Annotated in this window: 20 protein-coding genes and 1 tRNA gene; 18 read left to right on the forward strand and 3 right to left on the reverse strand. The window is 56.7% G+C overall.

Annotated elements, in window-relative coordinates; translation table 11 throughout:
• Positions 1-27: 27 nt before the first annotated feature.
• Positions 28-1,065: a diacylglycerol/lipid kinase family protein gene (locus CJ187_RS08555; protein ID WP_233187337.1), complete on the reverse strand. Its 1,038-nt coding sequence runs from the start codon at positions 1,063-1,065 to the stop codon at positions 28-30.
• 131 nt (positions 1,066-1,196) lie between these two features.
• Here CJ187_RS08555 and serS point away from each other — a divergent pair, with 131 nt between their 5' ends.
• The 6 genes from serS to CJ187_RS08585 all read left to right on the forward strand — a co-directional run bounded on the left by serS (position 1,197) and on the right by CJ187_RS08585 (position 8,521).
• Entirely contained in the window at positions 1,197-2,471 is a 1,275-nt protein-coding gene (gene serS, locus CJ187_RS08560) for a serine--tRNA ligase (protein WP_102216464.1), read from the forward strand.
• 6 nt (positions 2,472-2,477) lie between these two features.
• Positions 2,478-3,383 (forward strand): HAD family hydrolase, encoded by a 906-nt coding sequence (locus CJ187_RS08565; protein WP_102216463.1) that lies wholly within the window; start codon positions 2,478-2,480, stop codon positions 3,381-3,383.
• A 163-nt stretch (positions 3,384-3,546) separates the two neighbouring features.
• The gene (locus tag CJ187_RS08570) at positions 3,547-5,646 is read left to right on the forward strand and encodes a pyruvate formate lyase family protein (protein WP_102216462.1); all 2,100 of its coding nucleotides are present in this window, start codon (positions 3,547-3,549) and stop codon (positions 5,644-5,646) included.
• 122 nt (positions 5,647-5,768) lie between these two features.
• Entirely contained in the window at positions 5,769-6,020 is a 252-nt protein-coding gene (grcA2, locus tag CJ187_RS08575; RefSeq protein ID WP_102216461.1) for an autonomous glycyl radical cofactor GrcA2, read from the forward strand.
• A gap of 21 nt (positions 6,021-6,041) precedes the next feature.
• Positions 6,042-6,944, forward strand: a complete 903-nt coding sequence (pflA, locus tag CJ187_RS08580; RefSeq protein WP_233187336.1) for a pyruvate formate-lyase-activating protein — start codon at positions 6,042-6,044, stop codon at positions 6,942-6,944.
• 245 nt (positions 6,945-7,189) lie between these two features.
• Positions 7,190-8,521: an AGE family epimerase/isomerase gene (locus CJ187_RS08585; RefSeq protein ID WP_158237727.1), complete on the forward strand. Its 1,332-nt coding sequence runs from the start codon at positions 7,190-7,192 to the stop codon at positions 8,519-8,521.
• 85 nt (positions 8,522-8,606) lie between these two features.
• On the opposite strand, the gene CJ187_RS08590 is transcribed toward CJ187_RS08585, so the two are convergent.
• On the reverse strand, positions 8,607-9,176 hold the full coding sequence (locus tag CJ187_RS08590) for a molybdopterin-binding protein (RefSeq protein WP_102216459.1): 570 nt from the start codon (positions 9,174-9,176) through the stop codon (positions 8,607-8,609).
• 189 nt (positions 9,177-9,365) lie between these two features.
• On the opposite strand from CJ187_RS08590, the gene CJ187_RS08595 reads away from it, so the two are divergent.
• The 9 genes from CJ187_RS08595 to CJ187_RS08635 all read left to right on the forward strand — a co-directional run bounded on the left by CJ187_RS08595 (position 9,366) and on the right by CJ187_RS08635 (position 19,275).
• The gene (locus CJ187_RS08595) at positions 9,366-10,679 is read left to right on the forward strand and encodes a nitrate/nitrite transporter (RefSeq protein ID WP_102216458.1); all 1,314 of its coding nucleotides are present in this window, start codon (positions 9,366-9,368) and stop codon (positions 10,677-10,679) included.
• 117 nt (positions 10,680-10,796) lie between these two features.
• A complete protein-coding gene (locus CJ187_RS08600; protein ID WP_102216457.1) occupies positions 10,797-14,501 on the forward strand; it encodes a nitrate reductase subunit alpha in 3,705 nt (1,234 codons plus the stop codon).
• Positions 14,502-14,571: 70 nt separating this feature from the next.
• Entirely contained in the window at positions 14,572-16,080 is a 1,509-nt protein-coding gene (gene narH / locus CJ187_RS08605; protein WP_102216456.1) for a nitrate reductase subunit beta, read from the forward strand.
• A 2-nt stretch (positions 16,081-16,082) separates the two neighbouring features.
• On the forward strand, positions 16,083-16,544 hold the full coding sequence (gene narJ, locus CJ187_RS08610; protein WP_284667510.1) for a nitrate reductase molybdenum cofactor assembly chaperone: 462 nt from the start codon (positions 16,083-16,085) through the stop codon (positions 16,542-16,544).
• The gene (locus tag CJ187_RS08615) at positions 16,486-16,977 is read left to right on the forward strand and encodes a hypothetical protein (RefSeq protein WP_284667512.1); all 492 of its coding nucleotides are present in this window, start codon (positions 16,486-16,488) and stop codon (positions 16,975-16,977) included. The genes narJ and CJ187_RS08615 overlap by 59 nt, the downstream gene beginning before the upstream one ends.
• Positions 16,974-17,756, forward strand: a complete 783-nt coding sequence (gene narI / locus CJ187_RS08620; RefSeq protein WP_102216454.1) for a respiratory nitrate reductase subunit gamma — start codon at positions 16,974-16,976, stop codon at positions 17,754-17,756. Before CJ187_RS08615 ends, narI begins: the two co-directional genes overlap by 4 nt.
• A 95-nt stretch (positions 17,757-17,851) precedes the next feature.
• Positions 17,852-17,942, forward strand: a tRNA-Ser gene (locus CJ187_RS08625).
• A 447-nt stretch (positions 17,943-18,389) separates the two neighbouring features.
• Positions 18,390-18,719: a hypothetical protein gene (locus tag CJ187_RS08630; protein WP_102216453.1), complete on the forward strand. Its 330-nt coding sequence runs from the start codon at positions 18,390-18,392 to the stop codon at positions 18,717-18,719.
• Positions 18,720-18,957: 238 nt separating this feature from the next.
• On the forward strand, positions 18,958-19,275 hold the full coding sequence (locus CJ187_RS08635) for a helix-turn-helix domain-containing protein (RefSeq protein WP_102216452.1): 318 nt from the start codon (positions 18,958-18,960) through the stop codon (positions 19,273-19,275).
• Positions 19,276-19,358: 83 nt separating this feature from the next.
• Here the strand turns inward: CJ187_RS08635 and nrdF are convergent, their stop codons facing one another.
• Positions 19,359-20,405: a class 1b ribonucleoside-diphosphate reductase subunit beta gene (gene nrdF / locus CJ187_RS08640; protein WP_102216451.1), complete on the reverse strand. Its 1,047-nt coding sequence runs from the start codon at positions 20,403-20,405 to the stop codon at positions 19,359-19,361.
• A gap of 373 nt (positions 20,406-20,778) precedes the next feature.
• On the opposite strand from nrdF, the gene CJ187_RS08645 reads away from it, so the two are divergent.
• Genes CJ187_RS08645 through CJ187_RS08655 form a run of 3 tightly spaced genes read left to right on the forward strand, consistent with a single transcriptional unit; the run spans position 20,779 to position 23,187 of the window.
• The gene (locus CJ187_RS08645) at positions 20,779-21,810 is read left to right on the forward strand and encodes an ABC transporter substrate-binding protein (protein ID WP_146003085.1); all 1,032 of its coding nucleotides are present in this window, start codon (positions 20,779-20,781) and stop codon (positions 21,808-21,810) included.
• Entirely contained in the window at positions 21,746-22,591 is an 846-nt protein-coding gene (locus CJ187_RS08650; protein ID WP_102216449.1) for an ABC transporter permease, read from the forward strand. Before CJ187_RS08645 ends, CJ187_RS08650 begins: the two co-directional genes overlap by 65 nt.
• A gap of 2 nt (positions 22,592-22,593) precedes the next feature.
• The gene (locus CJ187_RS08655) at positions 22,594-23,187 is read left to right on the forward strand and encodes an ATP-binding cassette domain-containing protein (RefSeq protein ID WP_102216448.1); all 594 of its coding nucleotides are present in this window, start codon (positions 22,594-22,596) and stop codon (positions 23,185-23,187) included.
• Positions 23,188-23,197 lie beyond the last annotated feature (10 nt).

Genomic DNA, 23,197 nt, shown 5'->3' on the forward strand with positions numbered 1-23,197 from the left:
GTTTTTCCTCCTCTAAATACCGGCTGTTCAGCCGTGTCTTAGTGTCAGTGCCTGTTTGTCGATGCGCACAAACACGTCCCGTGCCTTTCCAATCGTGTCACCGTCCACTTGCGTTAACCGCGGTTTTCGGGTGCGTGTTGAGATTGTTCGGGCTCTACGAAAGTCTAAACGACCGTCCGTGCCCGGTAAATAGCTTTGCTTAATTCCAACGCCCTGCGCAGCGATTTTGGAAAACAGGTCGAGCCACCCAATGAGCCCACTTTGTGTGGCGAACACGGTCACGTCAATTAGCCCGTCGTTAATCTGCGCGCCCGGCACCAGGGTAATCCCCGCCATCAGTTGGCTGCAGTTCGCGAACAAGATCGAGCGGCCGGTAACGCGGTAGCGCCGGTGCCCATCCAGTTCCACTAGCGTCTTAATATTTGGGACCTTGAGGGTGCGGGCTCCCGCTACGACGTAAGCGCCCCACCCCATGTGCTTTTTCAACCGCGTGTCCGTACCCGCAAACAGTTCCGCATCCCACCCTTGGCCCGCGATTACGACGAACGGGTACTCGTTCGCTGCCGGTGGGGTAACGCCGCGGGCACGCAGCATCTGTAAATGCGATTCGGGTAGCAGCCGCCCTTCTGGTAGCAGCACCGGTGGCTCGTCCCCGCGTTCAATGCGTAGCCACGAAATGTCGGCGTGCGAGTTGTAGCCGTAGAACGCGATCTCCACTGCTTCTGCCACGTCGTCGGGGGGAATATCAATATTGCGGCCCAACAGGTTCCCGGTTCCGTACGGCAGTATTGCCAGCGGCACGTCCGTGTTCGCAACCCCCGCGGCAACGGCCCGCACCGTACCGTCTCCCCCCGCGGCGATAACCAGCGAAGCGCCCGCCGCTACCGCCCGGGCTGCCTGCCCCGTCCCGGGGTCCGTAACGCTCGTGGGCAACCACGTGGGTTCGCCCGCGTTAGTTTCTAAACAAAAACTGCGCACCAAACGCTTCAACCGGTGCAGCCGCGCGACCTTCGCGGGATTATAAATCACATACACGCCGCCGTGCGTGTGGGGGGTGGTCGTCAAAACAAGCTCCTAACCAGACCGAAACCAAGCGTTTCAAAACACCGGTCTGCTAACAGCCAGTTTAACCGTAGCGACACGGAAACTGCCCGCGCGAATACCAGGCACCCGCTTACCCGCGGTAGTCTTAAAGCATGATTGACCTGAAACAGCTTCGTGAGGACCCCCAACCAGCCCGCGATTCACAGATCGCTCGGGGCGCCGACCCAAATCTTGTAGATCAGATCCTGCAGGCCGATGAGGCCCGGCGCGCAGCCCTGCGGGATTTCGAAACGAAACGGGCCGAACAAAAGGCCGTGTCGAAATCGATCGGGAAAACCCCGAAAGAAGAACGCGCCGGAGTTCTCGAAAAAGCTAAAGCCCTCGCCGAAGAGGTGAAAACCCTTGAAGCCAAAGCGAATACGGCAGCTGAGGAACTAGAAAAACTTGCGCGCAGCCTCGACAATATTGTGCTGCCACAAGTCCCATCGGGTGGGGAAGACAAATTTGAGGTCCTGCGCCACGAAGGCGGAGACCCCCGCGATTTCACCAAAGAAGGTTTTACTCCCAAAGACCACTTGGAACTGGCTGAAGGGCTCGACGCGATCGACATGAAACGCGGCGCAAAAGTATCCGGATCGCGCTTCTACTACCTCAAGGGCGTGGGCGCGCGGCTTGAACTAGCGCTGTTGACGATGGCAATGGACCAGGCGGTGGACGCCGGATTCATCCCGATGATGACTCCCACTTTGGTTACCCCACAAATCATGGGAGGCACCGGGTTCCTCGGGGAACACTCCGACGAAATCTACTACCTTCCCGCCGACGACCTGTACCTTACGGGCACGTCCGAAGTGGCGCTCGCGGGCTACCACAAGGATGAGATTTTAGATTTAGATGAGGGGCCGCGGCGCTACATGGGATGGTCCACGTGCTACCGGCGCGAAGCCGGTGCGGCGGGCAAAGACACGCGGGGGATTATTAGGGTCCACCAGTTCAATAAGGCAGAAATGTTCTCTTACTGCCCGCCGGAGCAAGCTGAAGAAGAACACGCGCGGTTGCTGGCGTGGGAAGAGCAGATGCTCGCGAAAGTGGAACTACCCTACCGTGTGATCGACACGGCGGCGGGCGACTTGGGCTCCTCGGCAGCTCGCAAGTTCGACTGCGAAGCATGGTTGCCCACCCAGGAGCGGTGGATGGAAGTGACCTCCACGTCGAACTGCACCACGTTCCAGGCGCGCCGGTTGAATATTCGCCAACGCAAAACGGATGGCAACGTGATTGCCGCAACCCTAAATGGGACGCTAGCGACCACCCGTTGGATCGTAGCAATTTTGGAAAACCACCAGAATGCAGACGGTTCCATCAACGTTCCGCAGGCACTGCAGCCCTATATGGGTGGTGTAAGCGTGCTCGACCCCATACAGTAAGGAGCGATGAGTAATCCATTACTGACACCGCCGCCTACCACACTTCCGCCGATGCCGTTCGAGCATCTGCTGGACCAGGCGGCAGCGGATTTACCCGGCACCCTCGAGCAAGCGGGGCCGAACCTGCTGGTGGCACTTGACCTGGACGGGACTTTACTGACTGTAGACGGGGCGACCCCTCGGTCTAAACAAGCGGTTGCGCAGCTGCAGGACGCCGGCGCGCACGTGGTGCTTTCTACCGGACGGGGGATCAACGCAACTCTCCCGGTGCTGGAGGAAGTGGGGATCCGCGACGGCTGGGCCGTGTGCTCCAACGGGGCGATTACCCTGCAAATAACCGATGGGCACGCCCAAGCGGTGCAGCGGTTCGACTTCGACCCCCAGCCAACCATCTCCACGATTGTCAGGGAGTTCCCCGACGCGTTCTTCGGATGCGAACGCCTCCCCATGGGCTACTGGCTGTCTCGCCCGTTCCCACCCGGGGAACTACTGGAGGACGAACACACCGTGATAGTAAAAGACATCGCGGACGTCGCCAGCACCCGCACCACAAAACTGATAGTGCGGGAACTGAACGTTACGCGCGACGAGTTCGCGCAGCGCATCGGCCAGCTAGACCTGCCGGGCGTGGAGATCGCCGTTGGGTGGACCGCCTGGCTGGACGTCAGTGCAGAGGGGGTCACCAAAGCCTCCGGGTTAGAAGCACTGCGCGAGCAACTGGGGGTACCAGAAACCGGTACCGTTGCGATCGGTGATGGGACCAACGACCTAGCGATGCTGCAGTGGGCACACCACGGCGTCGCCATGCAGGGAGCCAGCGACGAAGTTAAAGCAGCTGCAAACGCCGTCACCGGCCCCGCCGAATACGATGGCGCACCTGCAGTTATGGCCGCATTACTAGGGAAACGGTAGCGCCGCCAACCACCCTCAAGGAACCACAAAAAACTCCATTCGTGAACTAGATCGCACAGGTGTGATCTTTAAATCCATCTGAGGAACCGCCTCGCGCGCTCGGATACGATTAGGCAGTAGCAGAAAAAACCGTAAATACAAGCACGTCTAAGGAGATGAGAAAGTGGCTAAAGACGCTTCGAAACCGCAAACGCAAGCGTTTGAGGAAGCCTGGGCCGATTTCAAAACCGGTAACTGGACCGAAAACATTGACGTTCGAGATTTCATTCAGCAAAACTACACGCCTTACGAAGGCGGTGAAGAGTTCTTAGAAGGCCCCACGGACAAAACGTTGCGTCTTTGGGACACTCTTGAAAAGAACTACCTTTCCGTCGAACGTGAACGCCGCGTGTACGACGTTGACATCGACACTCCCGCGGACGTGGATGCCTTCCCCGCGGGCTACATCAGTGAAGATGATGACGTTGTGGTTGGCCTACAAACCGACGTTCCACTTAAACGCGCGATGATGCCTGAGGGTGGGTGGCGCATGGTTGAAACGGCGATTAAAGAAGCCGGTAAAGAACCCAACCCCGACGTGAAGAAGATCTTTACCCAATACCGTAAGACGCACAACGACGCGGTATTCGACATTTACACGCCCCGCATCCGGGCTGCGCGCTCTTCCCACATCATCACCGGCTTGCCCGACGCGTACGGGCGCGGACGCATCATCGGGGACTACCGCCGCGTCGCCCTCTACGGCGTGGACAAACTAATTGAAGAGAAACAAAAAGACAAAGACGCTGTAGCTAACGAGCCGTTCTCGGAACACTGGGCGCGCTACCGCGAAGAACACGCGGAGCAGATCAAGGCCCTGAAGAAGCTGAAGAACATGGCGGCCGCATACGGGTTCGACATTTCTAAACCCGCTCAGAACGCGCAAGAAGCCGTGCAGTGGACGTACTTCGGGTACCTGGGCTCCATTAAGAGCCAAGACGGGGCCGCCATGTCGATCGGGCGCCTATCTGGATTCTTCGACATTTACTTCGAACGCGATTTCAAGCGCGGTGTGCTAGATGAGAAAGCAGCGCAAGAAATCATCGACTCCCTGGTGATTAAACTACGGATCGTGCGGTTCCTCCGCACCATCGCGTACGATCAGATTTTCTCGGGCGACCCGTACTGGGCCACCTGGTCGGACGCCGGTTTCGGTGAAGACGGACGCACCCTGGTGACGAAAACGTCTTTCCGCCTGCTGCAAACCCTCATGAACCTCGGGCCCGCCCCGGAACCGAACATCACGATCTTCTGGAACGAAAACCTGCCTGAGGGGTACAAGCGTTTCTGCGCCCGCGTGTCGATTGAAACCTCATCGATCCAATACGAGGCCGACGACCAGATCCGCTCCCACTGGGGTGACGACGCAGCCATTGCCTGCTGTGTTTCCCCAATGCGGGTAGGTAAGCAAATGCAGTTCTTCGGGGCGCGCGTTAACGCGGCTAAAGCTCTGCTGTACGCCATCAACGGTGGTCGCGACGAAGTATCAGGCAAGCAGGTCATGGAAGGTTACGAACCAATCAAATCCGATGGCCCCCTAGATTTCGATGAGGTTTGGGAAAAGTACGAGCAGATGCTCGACTGGGTGGTGGGCACCTACGTGGAAGCCCTCAACATCATCCACTACTGCCACGACCGCTACGCGTACGAAGCAATGGAGATGGCGTTACATGACTCCGACATTGTCCGCACCATGGGATGCGGTATCGCGGGCCTGTCGATCGTGGCGGACTCCCTGTCGGCCATCAAATACGCCACCGTCACTCCCGTTCGGGACGAAACGGGGCTGGTTGTGGACTACAAGACGGAAGGGGAGTTCCCTCGCTACGGTAATGACGACGACCGTGCGGACGACATCGCCGCAACCATCGTGCACACCGTGATGTCTAAGATCAAAGCGATCCCCATGTACCGCGACGCGATCCCAACGCAGTCGGTTCTGACCATCACCTCGAACGTCGTGTACGGCAAGGCGACCGGGTCGTTCCCCTCAGGGCACGAAGCGGGAACCCCATTCGCACCCGGCGCTAACCCCGAAAACGGGGCAGACACCCACGGGATGCTGGCTTCCATGCTTTCGGTCGGCAAGCTCGACTACACGGACGCCCTCGATGGCATCTCACTGACCAACACGATCATCCCCTCGTCGCTGGGCCGCGACCTGAGCGAGCAGGTGTCGAACCTGGTTGGCATCATGGACGCCGGCTTCATCAAACAAGACTAAGCGCGGGGCTAACTAAAGAAGCGGTAAATATAACCACAAGGGTTCGCGCAGAACCTCAACGAGCAGAACTAGCTATAGGGTTCGCGCAGAACCTCAAGAAGCAAAATAATAAGGAGACAAAAATGGCAACCATGACTTTTGAACAGCGCCTGGCTTCCATGAAAGAAAACCGGGCGGACAACGGTGGGGTAAAAGGCCTGTACCACGCGAACATCAACGTGCTTAACCGCGAAACGTTAGAAGACGCGATGGAGAACCCAGAGAAGTACCCGCAGCTGACGGTCCGCGTGTCGGGTTACGCCGTGAACTTCGTGCGTCTAACGCGCGAACAGCAGCTGGACGTGCTGTCGCGCACGTTCCACGACGGCATGTAAGTTTGAGGGATTAACTCGATTTTGAGTGAAAAACTCGATAGGGGCGGTGCGTTCTGGCAGACGGAGGGTCTGACCGGACAGTACCGCCCCGAACCGTTAGAAGAAGAAGTCCCCAGGGTTTCTGGGGCGGGCCTGCAGGGAATTAAGAAGGCTCCGGAGTTGGATCGGCACGCGCATTTCGAAGCGGTGCGGGCCGGGGAGATTGGTTCCGTGCACTCGTGGGAGTTAGTGACCGCGGTTGACGGGCCGGGCACGCGCATGACCACGTTCTTCGCGGGCTGCCCACTGCGATGCCTGTACTGCCACAACCCCGACACGTTTAAAATGCGTAACGGTACCCCCGTGATGACCGATGACCTGATGGACCGCATCCGTCGGTATAGAGCCGTGTTCCGCGCCAGTAAAGGTGGGGTCACGTTCTCGGGTGGGGAACCGCTGATGCAACCGAAGTTCCTTGAGAACCTGCTGGTGCGGTGCCGGGAACAGGGGATCCACACGACGATCGACACTTCGGGTTTCCTAGGACGGTCTGCAACGGACACGATTTTGGACAACTTGAACCTCGTGCTGCTTGACGTGAAATCTGGGGATCCGGACACGTACAAGAAAACGACTTCGCGCCCCCTGGAACCCACCGTGCAGTTCGGAAACGTGCTTGCGCAGCGGGGGATTCCCGTGTGGACCCGGTTCGTGCTGGTCCCGGGGCTTACGGACAACCCGGATAACGTGGAGCAAGCCGCGCGGATAGTGAGCGCGTGGCCGAACGTGGAGCGGGTTGAAGTGCTCCCGTTCCACCAGATGGCACGCGATAAATGGGACAGCCTGGGCATTGACTACCAGTTAGCTGACGTCGAACCCCCGTCGAAACAAGCCACGGAGGCTGCGCGGGAAATCTTTCGCGATCACGGCCTCACTGTGTTCTAGGGGGCCTCACCGGCTTGCAACCGCCTCACCGGCTTGCAACGGCCTCATCGTGTTCTAAACCGCCTCTGAAAACCTGGGGCACTTCCGTAAGCACCGCCCGTAACTGTCTTGAAACGCGCCAGTAACGCCTCTGAAAACTTGGGAAACTACCGAACGCAACCCGGCGTGTAAGCGGAGGCGCTAGCCTGGAGTTAAGACAGCTAGTTGCCCGTGGGTGGGCGGTAGTTCCAATGAGGGGATGCGTTATGAGCTGGTTAGATTCCATTGAACACAACCGTTGGTTGAGTAAGCATTTGCAGGCGCTGGTTGAAACTGGCCGGTCCGCGATGGTGCCAACGGGGTTTGGGATGTTGAACCCCGATGGGAGTATTGACAAGACCCGCCCGGTGGATCTAGCGGCCACCGCTCGGTTCACTTACGTGTTTTGTTTAGCTACCGAACTGGGGATTCCGGGGTCGCGTAAGTATGCGGACCATGGGGTGCGGTGTTTACGGAAGTATTTTAAGGACCCGGAGTTTGACGGCTGGTTTTTCGCGATTGAGCATCAGCCGGATGCGGATGGCAACGGGGTGCCACACGGTGAGGATGGGGCGTGGAAACGTCAGTACTCGAACGCGTTCTTGCTGTTAGCGGCGGCGTCGGCAACGGTGGCTAACCGGCCGGGTGGTAACGAGCTCCTGCTGGAAGCGATGCGGGATCAAGAGGCGCATTGGTGGGACGAAACTGTGGATCGGGTGCGGGCGCGCTATAACCGCGACTATTCGGAATTGGCGGATTACCGGGGCATGGATTCTAACTTGCACACGACGGAAGCGTACCTCGCGGTGGCGGAAGTGATGGACGACCCGGTGTGGATAGACCGCGCCACCGCGATTTTGCGGTTCGTGTACGAAGAGGCGTCGAATAACGATTGGCGGGTGGGGGAACACTACGATTCCAACTGGCAGCCGCTGGTGAATTACCCGGGGCATTCGCGCGGTGAGCAGCATTTTCCGAACGCGGTGGTGATTGGCCACCAGATGGAGTGGGCCCGGCTTGCGGTTCACGTGCGGGCTGCCAATAAGACGATTGGGCGCACCTCGCCGGATTGGCTTCTGGAACTGTCGCAAGAGATGTTTGAACGTGCCCGCGTGGATGGGTGGCGTCGTAATGGGAAACCGGGGTTCGTGTATTCCGTTGATTTTGAGGGCAATGTGGTGGATGCGTCGCGTATGCAGTGGATTGTTTCTGAGGGGATTGCCGCAACGATCGCCCTGCGGCAAGCGGTGTTGGACGACGGCGGAAGTATTGGTTCCGTGGAGCATTACGACCACCACTATCGTTCGTGGTTAGATTACGTGGAGGAGTACGTGATTGAGCAGCCCGGGTATTGGCACCGGTGCCTGTCGGAAGATAATGAGGTCACGGAATCTTACCTGCCGGGTTTAAAAGACAATTACCATGCGGTGCAGGCACTGTTAATGCCCCGGTTGCCGCTGTGGCCGCCGTTTGCTGCGGCGATTTCGCGGGGCCTGTTGGATAAACCGCATCAACCAGCACGGGAGGCGAAAGGGTGGCGTTTGGGCCGTCGCCGGTAGCCAGGTTGAAGGCGCGCCACCGAAGTATCCAGCCTGAAGGCGCAGTATTGTTCGGCGCGTCGGTCGTGTGGGGATTGGGTCTGCGCTAGTTTGATTCCTCTGTCACTAGCTTGAACGTGTCTGGGTCCAGCTGTTCTAACACGTGAGGGATGAGTGGGCCCACTACGGTGATGGTGTCTTTTACGCCGCCGCGTGACCCGGCGGAGTTGACGATGAGTACCCCGTCGGAATCTTGGGAGGTTACGCCCACGAGTCCGCGCGACAGGGACGCCAGTGGGGTCATCGACAGGCCTTGTTGAGCGATTTGCCAGCGAATTGCGTCCAGGTGCGCGGCCAGTAGCGGTTCAGTTGCTTGAGGGGTGATGTCGCTCTTAGTCACGCCGGTTCCACCGCAGGTGAGGATCACCCGGGCGCCGCCTGCGATTGCAGCTTTGATTGCGCCCTGTACCTTAGCGGCATCTTCGTCGACAAGAACGAGGTCTGGGGTGTCAACTTGATACTTTTGTAGCAGTTGGCGCGCGAGGTTGCCGGCACTGCCAGGTTGGCTGGCGCGAATGCTGTCGTGCATCACCATAATTACCGCACCTGCGACGCGGTGTCGTAATTTTGCCAGTTTCTTCTGTTTTATCTTCGAGTTGGTGTTCTTGTCGCCCATCCCTTAACCCTTCATTTACGTAATTATGAACTTACTTTAATTGTGTTTACGCTCGGCGCATCCCGGGTTTGGCGGACCTCAAGAAAGCCCTTACAGTCAGCACATTCTCTCCCACTATATTAAACCGGAAAAAGGTGTGAATATTTGTGGAATGCTAGGGCCGATAAGTAGTAACTGCGTGAGGATGACATGGTAACTAAGGAATCAAAATACCTCCTGAAGGGGTGGGATCCGAACGATCCCAACAAGTGGAACGCCAGCATCGCGTGGCGCACCCTAGTGATTAGTACATTCTCAATGATCCTCGCGTTCTGCGTGTGGTTCCTAGTGTCAGCGATAGCGCCGAAACTAAACGAAATTGGTTTTGACTTAACGAAGGCGCAACTGTATTGGCTCACGTCGATGCCGGGCCTGTCGTGCGGGGTGCTGCGTTTGATCTACACGTTCTTACCGCCAATTGTGGGCACGCGTAAGCTCGTGGGCATTTCCTCACTGCTGTACATCATCCCGATGCTCGGCTGGTTTTTTGCCGTGCAGAACACGAATACGCCGTACTGGTGGCTACTGACCTTAGCGTTCATGTGCGGTATCGGCGGCGGATCGTTCTCTGGTTACATGCCATCCACCGGGTACTTCTTTCCTAAACGCCTGTCGGGCACCGCTTTGGGCCTGCAGGCCGGTATCGGGAACTTGGGGATGTCAATTATCCAACTGGTTGGGCCGCTACTGATGGGCTTTTCTCTGTTTGGCCTCACCTGGCTATCTCCCCAACAGGGAGACGGCGGGCCCCTGTGGGTTCACAACGCTGCCGTGTTCTTTATTCCGTGGTGCATTGTGGCTGCGGTTTTGTCGTTTTGGTTGTTGAGGGACGTGCCGATCCAAGCGAATATTAAACAGCAGCTAGACATTTTCTCTAACCCCAACACCTGGTACATGACGGTGCTGTACGTGATGACGTTCGGGATTTTCTCGGGGTTCTCCGCCGTGTTCGGACTGTTGATTAACGACAACTTTGGGGCGCAGTCACCACTGAAACTTGCGGTTACGGGCGCGTCATTTGCGTTCCTCGGCCCCCTTATCGGTTCCGTGGTGCGGATGCTGTGGGGGCCGTTTTGCGACAAGATGGGCGGGGCAATTTGGACGTTCATCTCGGGCGTGGGGATGGCGGTGTCACTCGCGGTGGGTGGCTACTTCCTCATGAATCCGAAGAGTAAAACGGACTTCTACTTTTTCTTAACAGCAATGCTGGTAATGTTCTTGTTCTCTGGGTTCGGTAACGCGGGGACGTTCAAGCAGATGCCGATGATCATGCCGGCGCGTCAGGCCGGTGGGGCGATTGGTTTCACCGCGGCCGTGGCCTCATTGGGCCCGTTCGTGGTGTCGATGGCACTAACAGCGGTGTCGGCTTCCACCTGGTTCTTTATTTGCGCAGTGTTCTGCGTTGTCGGATCCGTGCTGTGCTGGAAGCAGTACGCGCTAAAAGGGGCGCCGTTCCCAGGCTAGGGGCTCCGACGGTGCTGGGCGGGTGATTCTTGAAAAGCACGAGGTTCTTGAAGGACGCGGGGTTCGCCAGGGTGGTGGCAGCGTTTGGGCACAGACAGATTTGCGGAAAGGGTAACGATGGCTAACTCATCTTTATTGAAACTGGGCGCTAAACTGCGCAGAGGTGATGTAAGTGAAGACGCGCGGCAAATGTTTTTGCTGGGTGGGCGGGAAGCCGACAGTTTTTACCGCCAGCGTTTCAGCCACGACAAGGTTGTGCGTTCTACCCATGGGGTGAACTGCACGGGTTCGTGTTCGTGGCGTGTGTTCGTTAAAGATGGGTTGATCACGTGGGAGGCTCAGGCGGTGGACTATCCGTCCACGGGTCCGGATATGCCCGATTACGAGCCGCGGGGGTGCCCGCGTGGAGCCGCGTTTTCTTGGTACGAATACTCCCCAACGCGTATCCGCTACCCCTATATTCGTTCAGTGCTTCTTGAGGCGTACCGGGAAGCGAAGAAGTCGCACCCGGATCCGGTGGATGCGTGGAATGCGGTGGCCTCAGACCCGAAGTTGGCGAAGCGTTACAAGTCGCAGCGCGGTAAAGGTGGGATGGTGCGAGCCACGTGGGAAGAAGCCACGGAAATCACAGCGGCCGCAACGGTTTCAACCATCAAGGAGTACGGGCCCGACCGCCTCGCGGGCTTCTCGGTGATTCCCGCGATGTCCATGGTGTCCTATGGTGCGGGCGCACGCTTCCTGGAGCTCTTGGGTGGAACTATGCTTTCGTTCTACGACTGGTACGCGGACTTGCCAATGGCCTCCCCGCAAGTATTTGGTGACCAAACGGACGTGCCGGAGGCCGGTGACTGGTTCAACGCCACCTACCTGCTGGTGTGGGGGTCGAACCTGCCACTTACCCGCACGCCCGACGCGCACTTCATGACGGAGGCGCGTTACCACGGGCAGAAAATGGTGTCGATCAACCCGGACTATTCGGATAACACGAAGTTCGCGGACGAATGGCTGCGAGTAAACCCGGGTACGGATGCGGCATTAGCGCTCGGGATGGGCCACGTGATCCTCAAGGAATTCCACGTGCAGAAGCAAACCCCGTACTTCCTGGACTACATGCGCAAGTACACTGACAGCCCGTTCTTGGTGAAACTGGAGCAGACAGAGCAGGGGCTGGTGCCCGGCAAGTTCCTCACGGTAAAGGACGTGACGAGCGTTTCGCAGCAGACTAAGAACGCGCCGAAACCGGAAGCGCGGTACCTGGTGATGGGTAAAGATGGGACGGTTAAAGACCCGCGTGGCACCATGGCGGACCGGTTTACCCCTGAGGGGCATGGCCACTGGAATTTGAAGATGGAGGGCGTGGACCCCGTGATGAGCCTCGCGGAGGTAAACGGAGAGCCGACCGAGGTGACGCTCCCGCGCTTCGACTTGGTGCCGGATGGCAAAGCGGCGCAGCACTCGGTGGGTGCGGGCGCGATTAAACGTGGGGTGCCGGCCATTAACTACGACGGCCAGTGGGTCACCACGGTGTACGACCTGCTGCTTGCCCAATACGGGGTGGAGCGCGAGGGCCTGCCGGGGCAGTGGCCAGATGGGTACGCGGATACTTCTAGTCCGTGCACCCCGGGTTGGGCGGAGTCGATCACGGGGGTACCTGCGAACGCGACTATCCGGGTTGGTCGGGAGTTCGCGCAGAACGCGGACGATTCGAAGGGGCGCTCCCAGATCGTGTTGGGGGCGGGTACTAACCACTACTTCCACTCCGACCAGGTGTACCGCACAATCTTGGCCTTAACGTCGATGTGTGGCACGCAGGGTGTGAACGGTGGTGGCTGGGCGCACTACGTGGGGCAAGAGAAGGTGCGTCCCGTGGCATCATTCCAGCACTACGCATTTGGGTTGGATTGGCACCGGCCGCCGCGCCACATGATTTCCACGGGATTTTGGTATTTAGCAACCGAGCAGTGGCGTTACGACGCGTTGAAAACCTCGCGGTTGGCGTCCGCGGTTTCGACCGCGAAGGTTGAGGACGTGAACGTTGCGGATTCGCTGTTGGAAGCGCAAGAACGCGGATGGACACCCACGTACCCGCAGTTCAACAAGTCATCTCTGCGGTTGGGACGCGAAGCGAAAGAGGTGGGTTTAGATGTGGGCCCGTATGTGGCGCAGGAACTGGAGGCGGGTCGGTTGGAGTTCGCTTCTAAAGACCCGTCTAATCCGGTGAACTACCCGCGAGTGTTGTTTAACTGGCGCACGAACCTGCTGGGCTCTTCCGCGAAGGGCACGGAGTACTTCTTGCGGCACATGCTGGGTGCCGATAATGACGTACAGGGGGAGGAACTGGGTGAAGCGCAGCGTCCGAAGCACATGCGGTGGCGGGAACAGGGCGCGGACGGCAAGTTGGATTTGTTTGTGACCGCAGATTTTCGCAACACCTCTACCACGTTGCATTCGGACATCGTGTTCCCAGCTGCTACCTGGTACGAGAAGCACGACTTGTCGACCACGGACATGCACCCGTACATCCACACGTTTAACGCGGCAATTAACCCGCCGTGGGAGGCGCGCACGGATTTTGAGCTGTATTCAAACCTGGCGGATAAGGTTTCTGAGCTAGCTGCCGGCCACCTGGGGGTGGAGACGGACGTGGTGGCGTGCCCGTTGAACACGGATACGCCCGACGAACTGGCTAACCCCAATGGCGTGGTGGTGCCACGCGCGGAATGCGGGTGGGTGCCGGGGCAGAATATGCCGAAGATTGTGCCGGTAGAGAGGGACTATTCGGCGATTGGGCAAAAATTCAAGTCGATTGGCCCGCTGCTTGAAAAACTGGGGGAGACGGTTAAGGGCGTCACGCTGCACCCGGAGCCGGAAGTGAAAGAGATGGCGAAAGAGTACGGGCTGGTGGACACCCCGATTGGTCCGCGTCCGTCTTTAGCTACTGATTTGGCGGCGTGCGAGTTCATTTTGAAGTTCTCGGGCGCTACGAACGGGAGGCTCGCTACCCGCGGTTTTGAACAGCTGCAAGAAAAGGTGGGGAGCGATGGGAACATGGTGGAGATGTCGGCGGGTCAGGAGGACCACGAGATCTCGTTGAAAGAGGTGCAGTTGGCACCGCAGTCGGTGATAACAACCCCGGAGTGGTCTGGTTCTGAGCATGGGGGGCGGCGTTACACGGCGTTCAGCCAGAACGTGGAGTATATGAAACCGTGGCACACCCTCACGGGACGGATGCATTACTATTTGGATCACGACTGGATGGATGCGTACGGCGAGACCATGCCGATCTATAAACCACCTTTGGATTTGCATCATTTGTTTGGTGAGGCAGCGCCCGGTACTGTGCGTGAAGATGGCAGTGGGGGCGCGGAAGTGGCGGTGCGTTATTTGACGCCGCACAATAAGTGGTCGATTCACTCGCAGTACTTCGACAACTTGTACATGTTGACGCTTGGGCGCGGTGGGCAAACCGTGTGGATGAGCCCGGCGGATGCGCAGAAGATTGGGGTTAAGGACAACGAGTGGATTGAGGCACATAACCGTAACGGCGTGGTTTCTGCGCGGGCAATAGTGTCGCACCGGATCCCGGAGGGCACGGTGTACATGCACCACGCGCAGGAGCGGATTACGCACACGCCGTTGAATGAGGGCACGGGGAAGCGCGGGGGGACGCATAACTCTCTGACCCGCATTTTCCTTAAACCCACGCACCTGATTGGTGGGTACGGGCAGTTGTCTTACGCATTCAATTACATTGGGCCGACGGGTAACCAGAGGGATGAGGTGACGGTGATTCGCCGGCGTAGTCAAGACGTGGAGTTTTAGAAGATTTTGGGCCGGAACGGTTTTAGGTCTGGTTTAAGTCTGGGAAGTTTTTGACAGGGAGGATGCAGCCATGAAGGTAATGAGCCAAGTTGTGATGGTGATGAACCTCGATAAGTGCATTGGTTGCCACACGTGTTCGGTTACCTGTAAGCAGGCGTGGACTAACCGGGAGGGCACGGAGTACATATGGTTTAACAACGTAGAGACGAAACCTGGTGTTGGCTACCCTCGGACTTGGGAGGATCAGGATAAGTGGCAGGGCGGGTGGAAGCGTACTAAATCGGGTAAGTTGGTGCCCCGTTCGGGTGGTAAGTTGCGTCAGCTTTCGAAGATTTTCGCGAACCCGCTGATGCCCGATATTGATGACTATTACGAACCGTGGACTTACGATTACGATAAGTTGTTGAATGCGCCAGCGGATTCGAAGGCACTGCCGGTGGCGCAGGCGCGTTCGCAGATGACTGGGCAGTCTTTGAAGAATATTGAGTGGGGTCCGAACTGGGATGATTCTTTGGCGGGGTCCACGGAGACGTTAGATGCAGACCCGGTTTTGAAGCAGATGAATATGAGTGTGAAGACGTCCATTGAGGAGTCGTTCATGTTCTACCTGCCGCGGATTTGTAACCATTGTTTGAACCCTACGTGTGTGGCTGCTTGCCCGTCTGGTGCGATGTATAAGCGTACGGAAGATGGGATTGTGCTGGTGGATCAGGATGCGTGCCGGGGTTGGCGCATGTGCGTGTCGGGGTGTCCGTATAAGAAGGTGTATTTTAATCACCATTCAGGTAAGGCGGAGAAGTGCACGTTGTGTTACCCGCGGATTGAGCAGGGTGAGCCAACGGTGTGTTCGGAAACGTGTGTGGGTCGGCTGCGTTATTTGGGTGTGATTTTGTATGATGCGGACCGGGTGAGTGAGGCTGCGGCCACTGAGAATGAGTGGGATTTGTATGAGGCGCAGCGGTCGATCATGTTGGATCCGAATGATCCTGAGGTGGTGGCTGCTGCTCAGGCGAGTGGGGTGCCGCATTCGTTTATTGATGCGGCGCAGCACTCTCCGGTTTATAAGTTGATTAAAGAGTATGATTTGGCGCTGCCGTTGCATCCGGAGTATCGGACGATGCCGATGGTTTGGTATATTCCGCCGTTGTCGCCGGTGGTGGATGCGGTGACGGCGTCGGGTAATGATGGGGAGGATCATAAGATTCTTCTGACTGCGATTGCGACGATGCGGATTCCGTTGGATTATTTGGCTGGTTTGTTCACGGCTGGGGATCCGCGTCCGGTTGAGCGGTCGTTGCGGCGGTTGGCGGCGATGCGTTCGTATATGCGCGATATTACGTTGGGTAATGATCCGAATCCGCAGATTCCTGAGGCTGTGGGCATGTCTGAGGACCAGGTGCGGGCGATGTATCGGTTGCTGTCGATTGCTAAGTACGAGGATCGGTATGTGATTCCGACAACGCATCCGGAGACGTTGCGGACGCCAACGGAGTATTTGTGTCCGGTGGGTGATCGGGGTGATTTTGGGCCTCGTGGTAATAAGGTGCCGGTTTCTATTGGGAAGCGTCCGGGGTTGTGAGTATGTCTTCTGGTTCGCGGTGTGCGCCGAGTTTTGTGCCTAAGCGGCAGAAGGCGCCTGTTACTCCGGTGGTGGCGCATACCCCTGAGCAGCGGGCGGATACGTTTTTGGCGTGTGGTTTGCTGTTGGATTACCCGCAGGAGAATTGGGATGCGGTGGTGCTAGCTGCGCGGGAGTTGGCGGCGCGGTTGCCTGCGCAGGTGGCTGAGCAGTTGGATAGTTTCTGTGGGTGGGCTGTGTTTTCTGGGCGCACTCATGTGCAGGAGGCGTATGTGGAGACGTTTGACCGCAAGCGGCGGTGTGCGTTGGAGCTTACGTATTATGCGACTGGGGATACGCGGCAGCGGGGGATTGCGTTGACGATTTTCCAGGATTTGTATGCTGCGGTGGGGTTTGAACCGCCGCGTGGGGAGGCGTTGCCGGATTATTTACCACGCGTGCTTGAAGCTGGCTGCCCGGTGTGAGGGTGAGGACTTGCAGTTGGTGGAGGGCGCGATCGCTGCGAACCGGGAGGGTGTGGAGATTCTGCATGCGGCGTTGGCTTCGTTTGATTCTCCGTGGGCGAAAGTGGTGGCTGCGTTGCGGATGGCGTTACCGCAGGTGGATGAGGCAACTGAGCAGCGGATTTTTCAGCTGATCCGCCAGGGCCCACCGACGGAGCTGGTCGGGTTGGATCAGCCTCAGGATTTGCCGTGGCCAACGGATATGATGCATGCGCCTGATGGTAGTAAAGTTACCGGTCGCGACTCTGCCGGGCGAAGCGCAAGCGGTCGCGGTGCGAAAGGTTCCGCTGCTGCGGCACAGGACGCGGGTGATGACGGGGCCACTGCCACGCAGACTGCGGGTGCTGAGCAAAATGTTGCTGGCCGCGAGGCTGGGAAGGGGACTGTGAGATGAGTGTGTTTTTGTGGGGTGTGTTTCCCTATGTGTGTTTGACGTTAATGGTGGTGGGTCTGGTTTGGCGTTATAACTCGGATCAGTACGGGTGGACCTCTGAGTCGTCGCAGTTGCGTGAGAGCCGGACTTTGCGCTGGTCGTCGCCGATGTTTCATTTGGGTATTCTCGCGGTGGCGGTGGGCCATGTGATGGGTTTGGTGATTCCGAAGGAGGCCACGGAAGCGATTGGGGTTACTCAGCATCAGTATCACTTGTTGGCCACTATTGGTGGTGGGTTGGCTGCTGTGGTTACGTTGGTTGGGTTTTTCGGTTTGGTGTACCGCAGGTTTGTGAAGCGGTCGGTGCGGTTTGCGAATACGAAGCGTGACCGGGTGGTGTACGTGTTGCTTACGATCCCGTTGTTGTTGGGGGCGTTTGCGACTGCGTCGAATCAGATTTTTGGGCCTGAGGGTGGTTATAACTACCGGGAGACCATTTCGGTTTGGTTCCGTTCCATATTCTTTTTTCAGCCTAATGTTGAGGTTATGGCTGGGGTTCCATTGTCGTTCCAGTTGCATATTGTGGCGGCGTTGTTGTTGTTTGCGATTTGGCCGTTTACACGTTTAGTGCATGTGTTTTCTGCGCCGGTGGGGTATGTGACGCGGCCGCCGATTGTGTATCGGTCGCGTAAACCGTCGACGTCGGCTACGTCTGCGTATCCGGGTTGGACTCCGGTGGAGGAGACGAAGGCGGGTGGTGTTCGCGGGGAGGACTTGTCTGCGCCCGCACATGGCGCTTGATAGATTCTAGTGCCTGGGACTGTGGCCGGTTTCGCTCTTGTGGGGGTCGGTCCGAGTTTCAGCATTGCTGTGACGTTCGGTAGAATGGACGCACTGGAGAGCTGACCGAGCGGCCGAAGGTGGCGGTCTTGAAAACCGTTGTAGGGCAACCCCCTACCAAGAGTTCGAATCTCTTGCTCTCCGCCAGCGCCCCGCTGTTTCCTTGAAATGGCGGGGTTTTCGCATGGTTGGGGTTTGGCCACTATCGTCGTGCAATCCGCACAAAGCAGCGTGAGCACTACGCGGCCTCTAAACGTGTTCGGAATGCTCTTCATTCTTTATTTAGATGATTTCAAGCCCTGAGGTTTGCCGCACGCAGAGGTCATCTTGTACCCTGTAGGTAGGGCAACCGGCTGTGGATCACTTACGCAGTTCACGCCATGCGAATATGGCGATCGCTACAGTGGCTAATGCTGTGATCCAATTTGGGATCTGCGAAATCATCTCAACCGCCTCTCTTTAGTTTTTATGTGGAGGGCCGGTTGCCCACTAAGACCATTATTTTGCGGACAGCCCGCTTGTGTCTCTAGCCTTATGCTGTACGTTGTGTATTTTTGACGCACTATAATTGGGGTAGGTGGAAGCGGGTGAGTTATGGATTTTGATGAGGCTGTGGAGCGTTCCATAAGGGAGTTGAAAGCACAGACCGACGAGAGTATGTGGAAAGGTCGTTACGGGTCTACCTATTATGAAACTGATCCGTTCTTTGCAGTGCAAACCGCAGCCCCTGGCTTGTTCAAGAATAAGGGGTTCATTTTTTCCCCTGAATTATTGGACGCGTGGGACAAATTAATTCTGAGTGAAGATATTGATGAAGATGATTATGGATTGTTATATTTCCGTGAAGGCCTTGATGACATGCTCGCCGCCCAGGCTAAACGCGGGGAAACACGTCGAAGCGAGGAAACCGGAGACGACCAGTAAGCCGGCTCAAGCCTCCTCGTAACCCTCAATTCGCCTGATCGACACCACATCTTCCCTTACATCTGCAAGTGTATCCCGCATGGTCAGAAAACCTGAGGCACCAACCCAGCTAAGCGGACAAAATATGCGAAACACGCCAAACCTTGCCAACTAGCAAGTATTGGCGTATGTTAACTGGGTGGAACATGGTGTCTGACGAAGTTAAGAGGCTCGTGAGGGTACTGACGGCAAAGTTTTAGTGAGTGGGATTTGGGAAGTTAACGTCAGTGTGGTTGAGGCAGCAGATCTACCGGAAGCGTTCCGCTCCGCGTACAGTACCGCTAAGGCTGCAGGGGAACCCTATGCGCTGGAGCTGGCGCCCACGAGCGTAACGGACGACGAGCTTTTGAATGAGCCGCTTCCCGCGTTGTGTTCGGTTACGGAAGCCGCGCGCATATTAAAGATCAGTAGGCAGGCTGTGAACGACCGCCTCAAAACTGGGAATCTGCCTGGAAGTAAGGTCGGTAGTACGTGGATTATCCCGCTGCGCGCTGTTCTTGCCCGCGCAGCGCAATAGTTCCTATTGTCTCCGTCTAGATCGAAGCTGGAATAGCTAGCTAGAGCGTGGCGGTTGCTCGCCCATGCGGTCAGGCTGTGTCTTTAGAATCCCCAGTCTTCGTCCGTTGTTTCTTCTGCGACACCCATAACGTAAGAAGAACCTGATCCTGAGAAGAAATCGTGATTCTCGTCCGCGGCGGGCGACAGAGCAGCCAACACCGCCGGATTCACCGCGGTTTCCTCAGTAGAAAAAAGCGGTTCGTAACCCAGATTCATCAACGCCTTATTTGCGTTATAACGAACAAACGTCGCCACGTCATCCATCAACCCCACCGGATTGTAAAGCTCACCTGAATAACGCATCTCCAAATCGTAAAGCTCCCGCACAAGGCCGTACGTGAAAGTGCGCATCGCGTTCTGTTCAACTACGCTCTTTTGCCGTAAACCACACTGGTACTTATATCCCGAATAGTAACCATGCACTGCTTTGTCTCGAAGAATCAGGCGGATCATATCTGCCGTGTTCATCAACAATCCACGCGTCGAATAATACAAAGGTAGGTAAAACCCAGCATAAAGCAGCATAGAAGACAGCAGGGTAGAAGCCACCTTCCGTTTCAGCGGATCTTCACCCCAGTAGTAACGCATAACCGCCTTAGCTCGGCTCTGTAGCAAGTCATTATCAACCGCCCACCGGTACGCGTGCGCAATCTCCTCGGAAGACGCCAACGTAGAAAACACAGACGAATAAGAACGCGCATGCACCGCCTGCATAAACGCGATGTTCGTGTATATCGCCTCCTCGTGCTCCGTCTTACCATCTTGAATCTGAGCGGGTTCACCAACCGTAGCCTGAACCGTATCCAACAGGGTCAAACCGGTGAACACCCGCATAACCAACCGTTGCTGCCTAGCGTCCATCGTGTGCCACGTAGCCAAGTCGTTCGACAACGGTACTTTCTCTGGTAACCAAAAATTAGCGGTCAGCCGATTCCAAATCTCCAAGTCCTTCTCGTCCTGTAGATCATTCCAATTCACCGGCCTTAATCTGCCCTGAGGGGACGTGCGCAACTTTGGTGGAGTGATAGACACGTCGTAAATGCAGCGATCACCAACGCGTGCACCAGTGTTCGTAACCTGATTCGCCATGCAAACCTACTTCCTTAACCCTGTAAACCTGCCGAACATTTTGCTTCTTGGGCCACCTACCAGCAAACCCCGTGGCGAGTTCGCTTGGACAGCCACAAATTCAACATCGATAGGTCTAGCTAAATAATAGTTACGACCCTTCGACATGAATAACGATAACACTATATGTGGGAGTGAGTGGTAATTGTTGGTACCACATATAGTTTTGTGGTTCTTTCAAGCGGTGTAAACGTGGGCTAGGGAGCGGTGCACAGGGTAGTTCTTGCTCTCAAAAGAAGAGTGCTCGCTTTTGTACCTAAAGTAGTATTTGCCGGCCTGATAGGGTGTTTGCGTACCAGATAGCAAAAAACACCGTATTCACAGGAGTTTAAGCGTGTTTACCAGAAAAAAGCTTACCGCCGTTGTGGGAGTTGTCGCGGCAGTTATGTTAGCCCTCACCGGCTGCAGCAGTGATCCTAAAGCAGACAAGAGCACGGGACAATCTACCTCGCCAAGTGCTTCTGCCAGCAGCGAGGGTGCAGAAGTCAACTTGGGACTAATTGGCGGCTTCCCCTCAATAAGCGCAGCGAACCTGTTGGAATCAAATGAGAAAGGGGAAACGCAGAATAAATATAAGCAAATAAAAACGTCTAAACCGGACGAGATCACCACAAAGCTAGTCAACGGTGAGCTAGACGCTGCTACCGTTCCCACTAACCTCGCTGCCACTTTGTATAACAAGAAACCTGAGAGCATCCAGATCGCCGCAGCGACGACCCTGGGCGTGATCCAGATTGTTAGTCGTGATCCAAGTGTGACATCAATTGCGGACCTGTACGGACACGATGTGATTTCTGCTGGTGAAGGTGCGATTCCGCAGTACACACTGCTGGAAGTCCTCAAGAAAAAAGGACTTAAAAACGGTGAGGACCTGAACGTTGAATTCTTCCCCGGTCACGACGAGGTTGTCAGCCAGTTCGCGTCGGGCAAAGCAGATACCGCAGCGATTCCTGTGCCCGCCGTCGTGAAATTGATGCAAGAGAACCAAGATGTGCACGTGGTGGCGGACTTGTCTGACCAATGGGAGAAAATTCACCCAGGAACCCTGTACGCGCAAGGTGCGCTCGTGCTATCGAAAAAGTTCGTAGACGAAAACCCGCTGGCAGCCAAGCTGTTTGTTGAAGAATATCGTGAATCAGCGGAGGCAGCGAAGAAAAACGTTGAAGAAACTGCGAAGCTGACCGGCAAGTTCGAACTCATGCCCACGCAGGTTGCGAAAGAGGCGATTCCGAAGTGTCACCAGGTGTTCATTACGGGCAGTGATTTGAAGGATATGCTCACGCCGTTTTTAGAAATGTTGCATGAGGCCAACCCCGCGTCAGTGGGCGGTGAAGTGCCGGGAGCCGACTTCTACTTTGGTTCCTAAAACCACGCGGTGGACGGTGCAGCTGCACCGGGCAGCGCGGTGGGTGTTGGTAGCGGGGTTCTGGGTGGGCATGTGGGCCCTTCTCGCCCACTGGGTGGGTTCGAACCTGCTGCTGGTTGGACCGGTAGGTACCCTCGTTAGACTATGGGAACTGCTGCACGAAACCACGTTCTACACATCCGTGCTGCAAACCGTAGCGAATATTGTAGCTGGGTTTGCCTTGTCCCTCGTGATAGGGGTGGTGCTCGCATTCTGCGCGTACTTTCTGCCCCTAATCGCAACCCTATTGAACCCACTGGTGCGGTTTATTCGCGTGGTGCCGGTCGCCTCAATAACAATCACGATTTTAGTGTTCATGTCCTCGCGGTACCTGCCGATAGTCGTGTCATTCCTAATGGTGTTCCCACTCGTGTACATGAACGCGTGGACGGGCATAGAAAACACCAGCGCAGACCTGCAAGAAATGTCGAGGGTATTTCGCGTCCCCTTACGTAAACAAGTGCGCCACATGTACCTACCGGCCACAATGCCGTACGTCGTGTCCGCGTACGTAACCGGGTTCGGGTTCGCGTGGAAGTCCGCGGTTACAGCCGAAGTTATCTCTTCAGCCACCGCCAGCGTGGGGGCACATTTAAGTGACGCAAAAGTGTACTTAGATAGCCCCTCACTATTTGCCTGGACTTTCGTGATCGTAATCCTCGCGTCCGCAACCGAACACATCGCGATCTGGCTGATCCCAAAACACTACCGCGTCCAAGCCACTGCCACCGGAGGTATGTGAGCATGCGCGCGAAGCACGGGGCTACCCAACCCCTCATAGAACTAAAACACGTGGGGAAACGCTACGGCGAAAACTGGGTGTTCACGGACGTGAGTTTCACTATTCCGAAACGAGGTGTGGTTGCGCTGGTGGGGGATTCCGGGGTGGGGAAAACGACGCTCAGCCGCATCGCACTGAAACTGACCGCGCCCACCCGAGGGAAGGTGTATCACGCGCACGAACTCACCGTTTCTGCCTTGTTCGCCGAAGACCGCCTGCTGCCCACACGTACCATTGAGCAGAACTTGCAATACGTAGGTGTGGACCCGCGCGCAGCATTTCCTGTGGCTAGTGAACTTGGAATCGATCAGGTGATGGGCAGCTACCCCGGTGAACTGTCCACTGGAATGGCCAGGCGCGGCGCACTGCTGCGGTCCCTGATGGTACCCTCGGACGTAATACTGCTAGATGAACCATTCAAAGGAATCGACAGTAGACAACGCGACCTGATCGCGCCGTGCATTGCACGCGAACGCGAACGCCGCGCCGTCCTCCTAATCGACCACGACACCGACCGGGTAGGTGCGCTCGCGGACAACATAGTGAACTTAACCTAGTGAGAAACTT

The sequence above is a fragment of the Gleimia hominis genome (assembly GCF_002871945.2).
In the GTDB taxonomy this organism is placed as follows: domain Bacteria; phylum Actinomycetota; class Actinomycetes; order Actinomycetales; family Actinomycetaceae; genus Gleimia; species Gleimia hominis_A.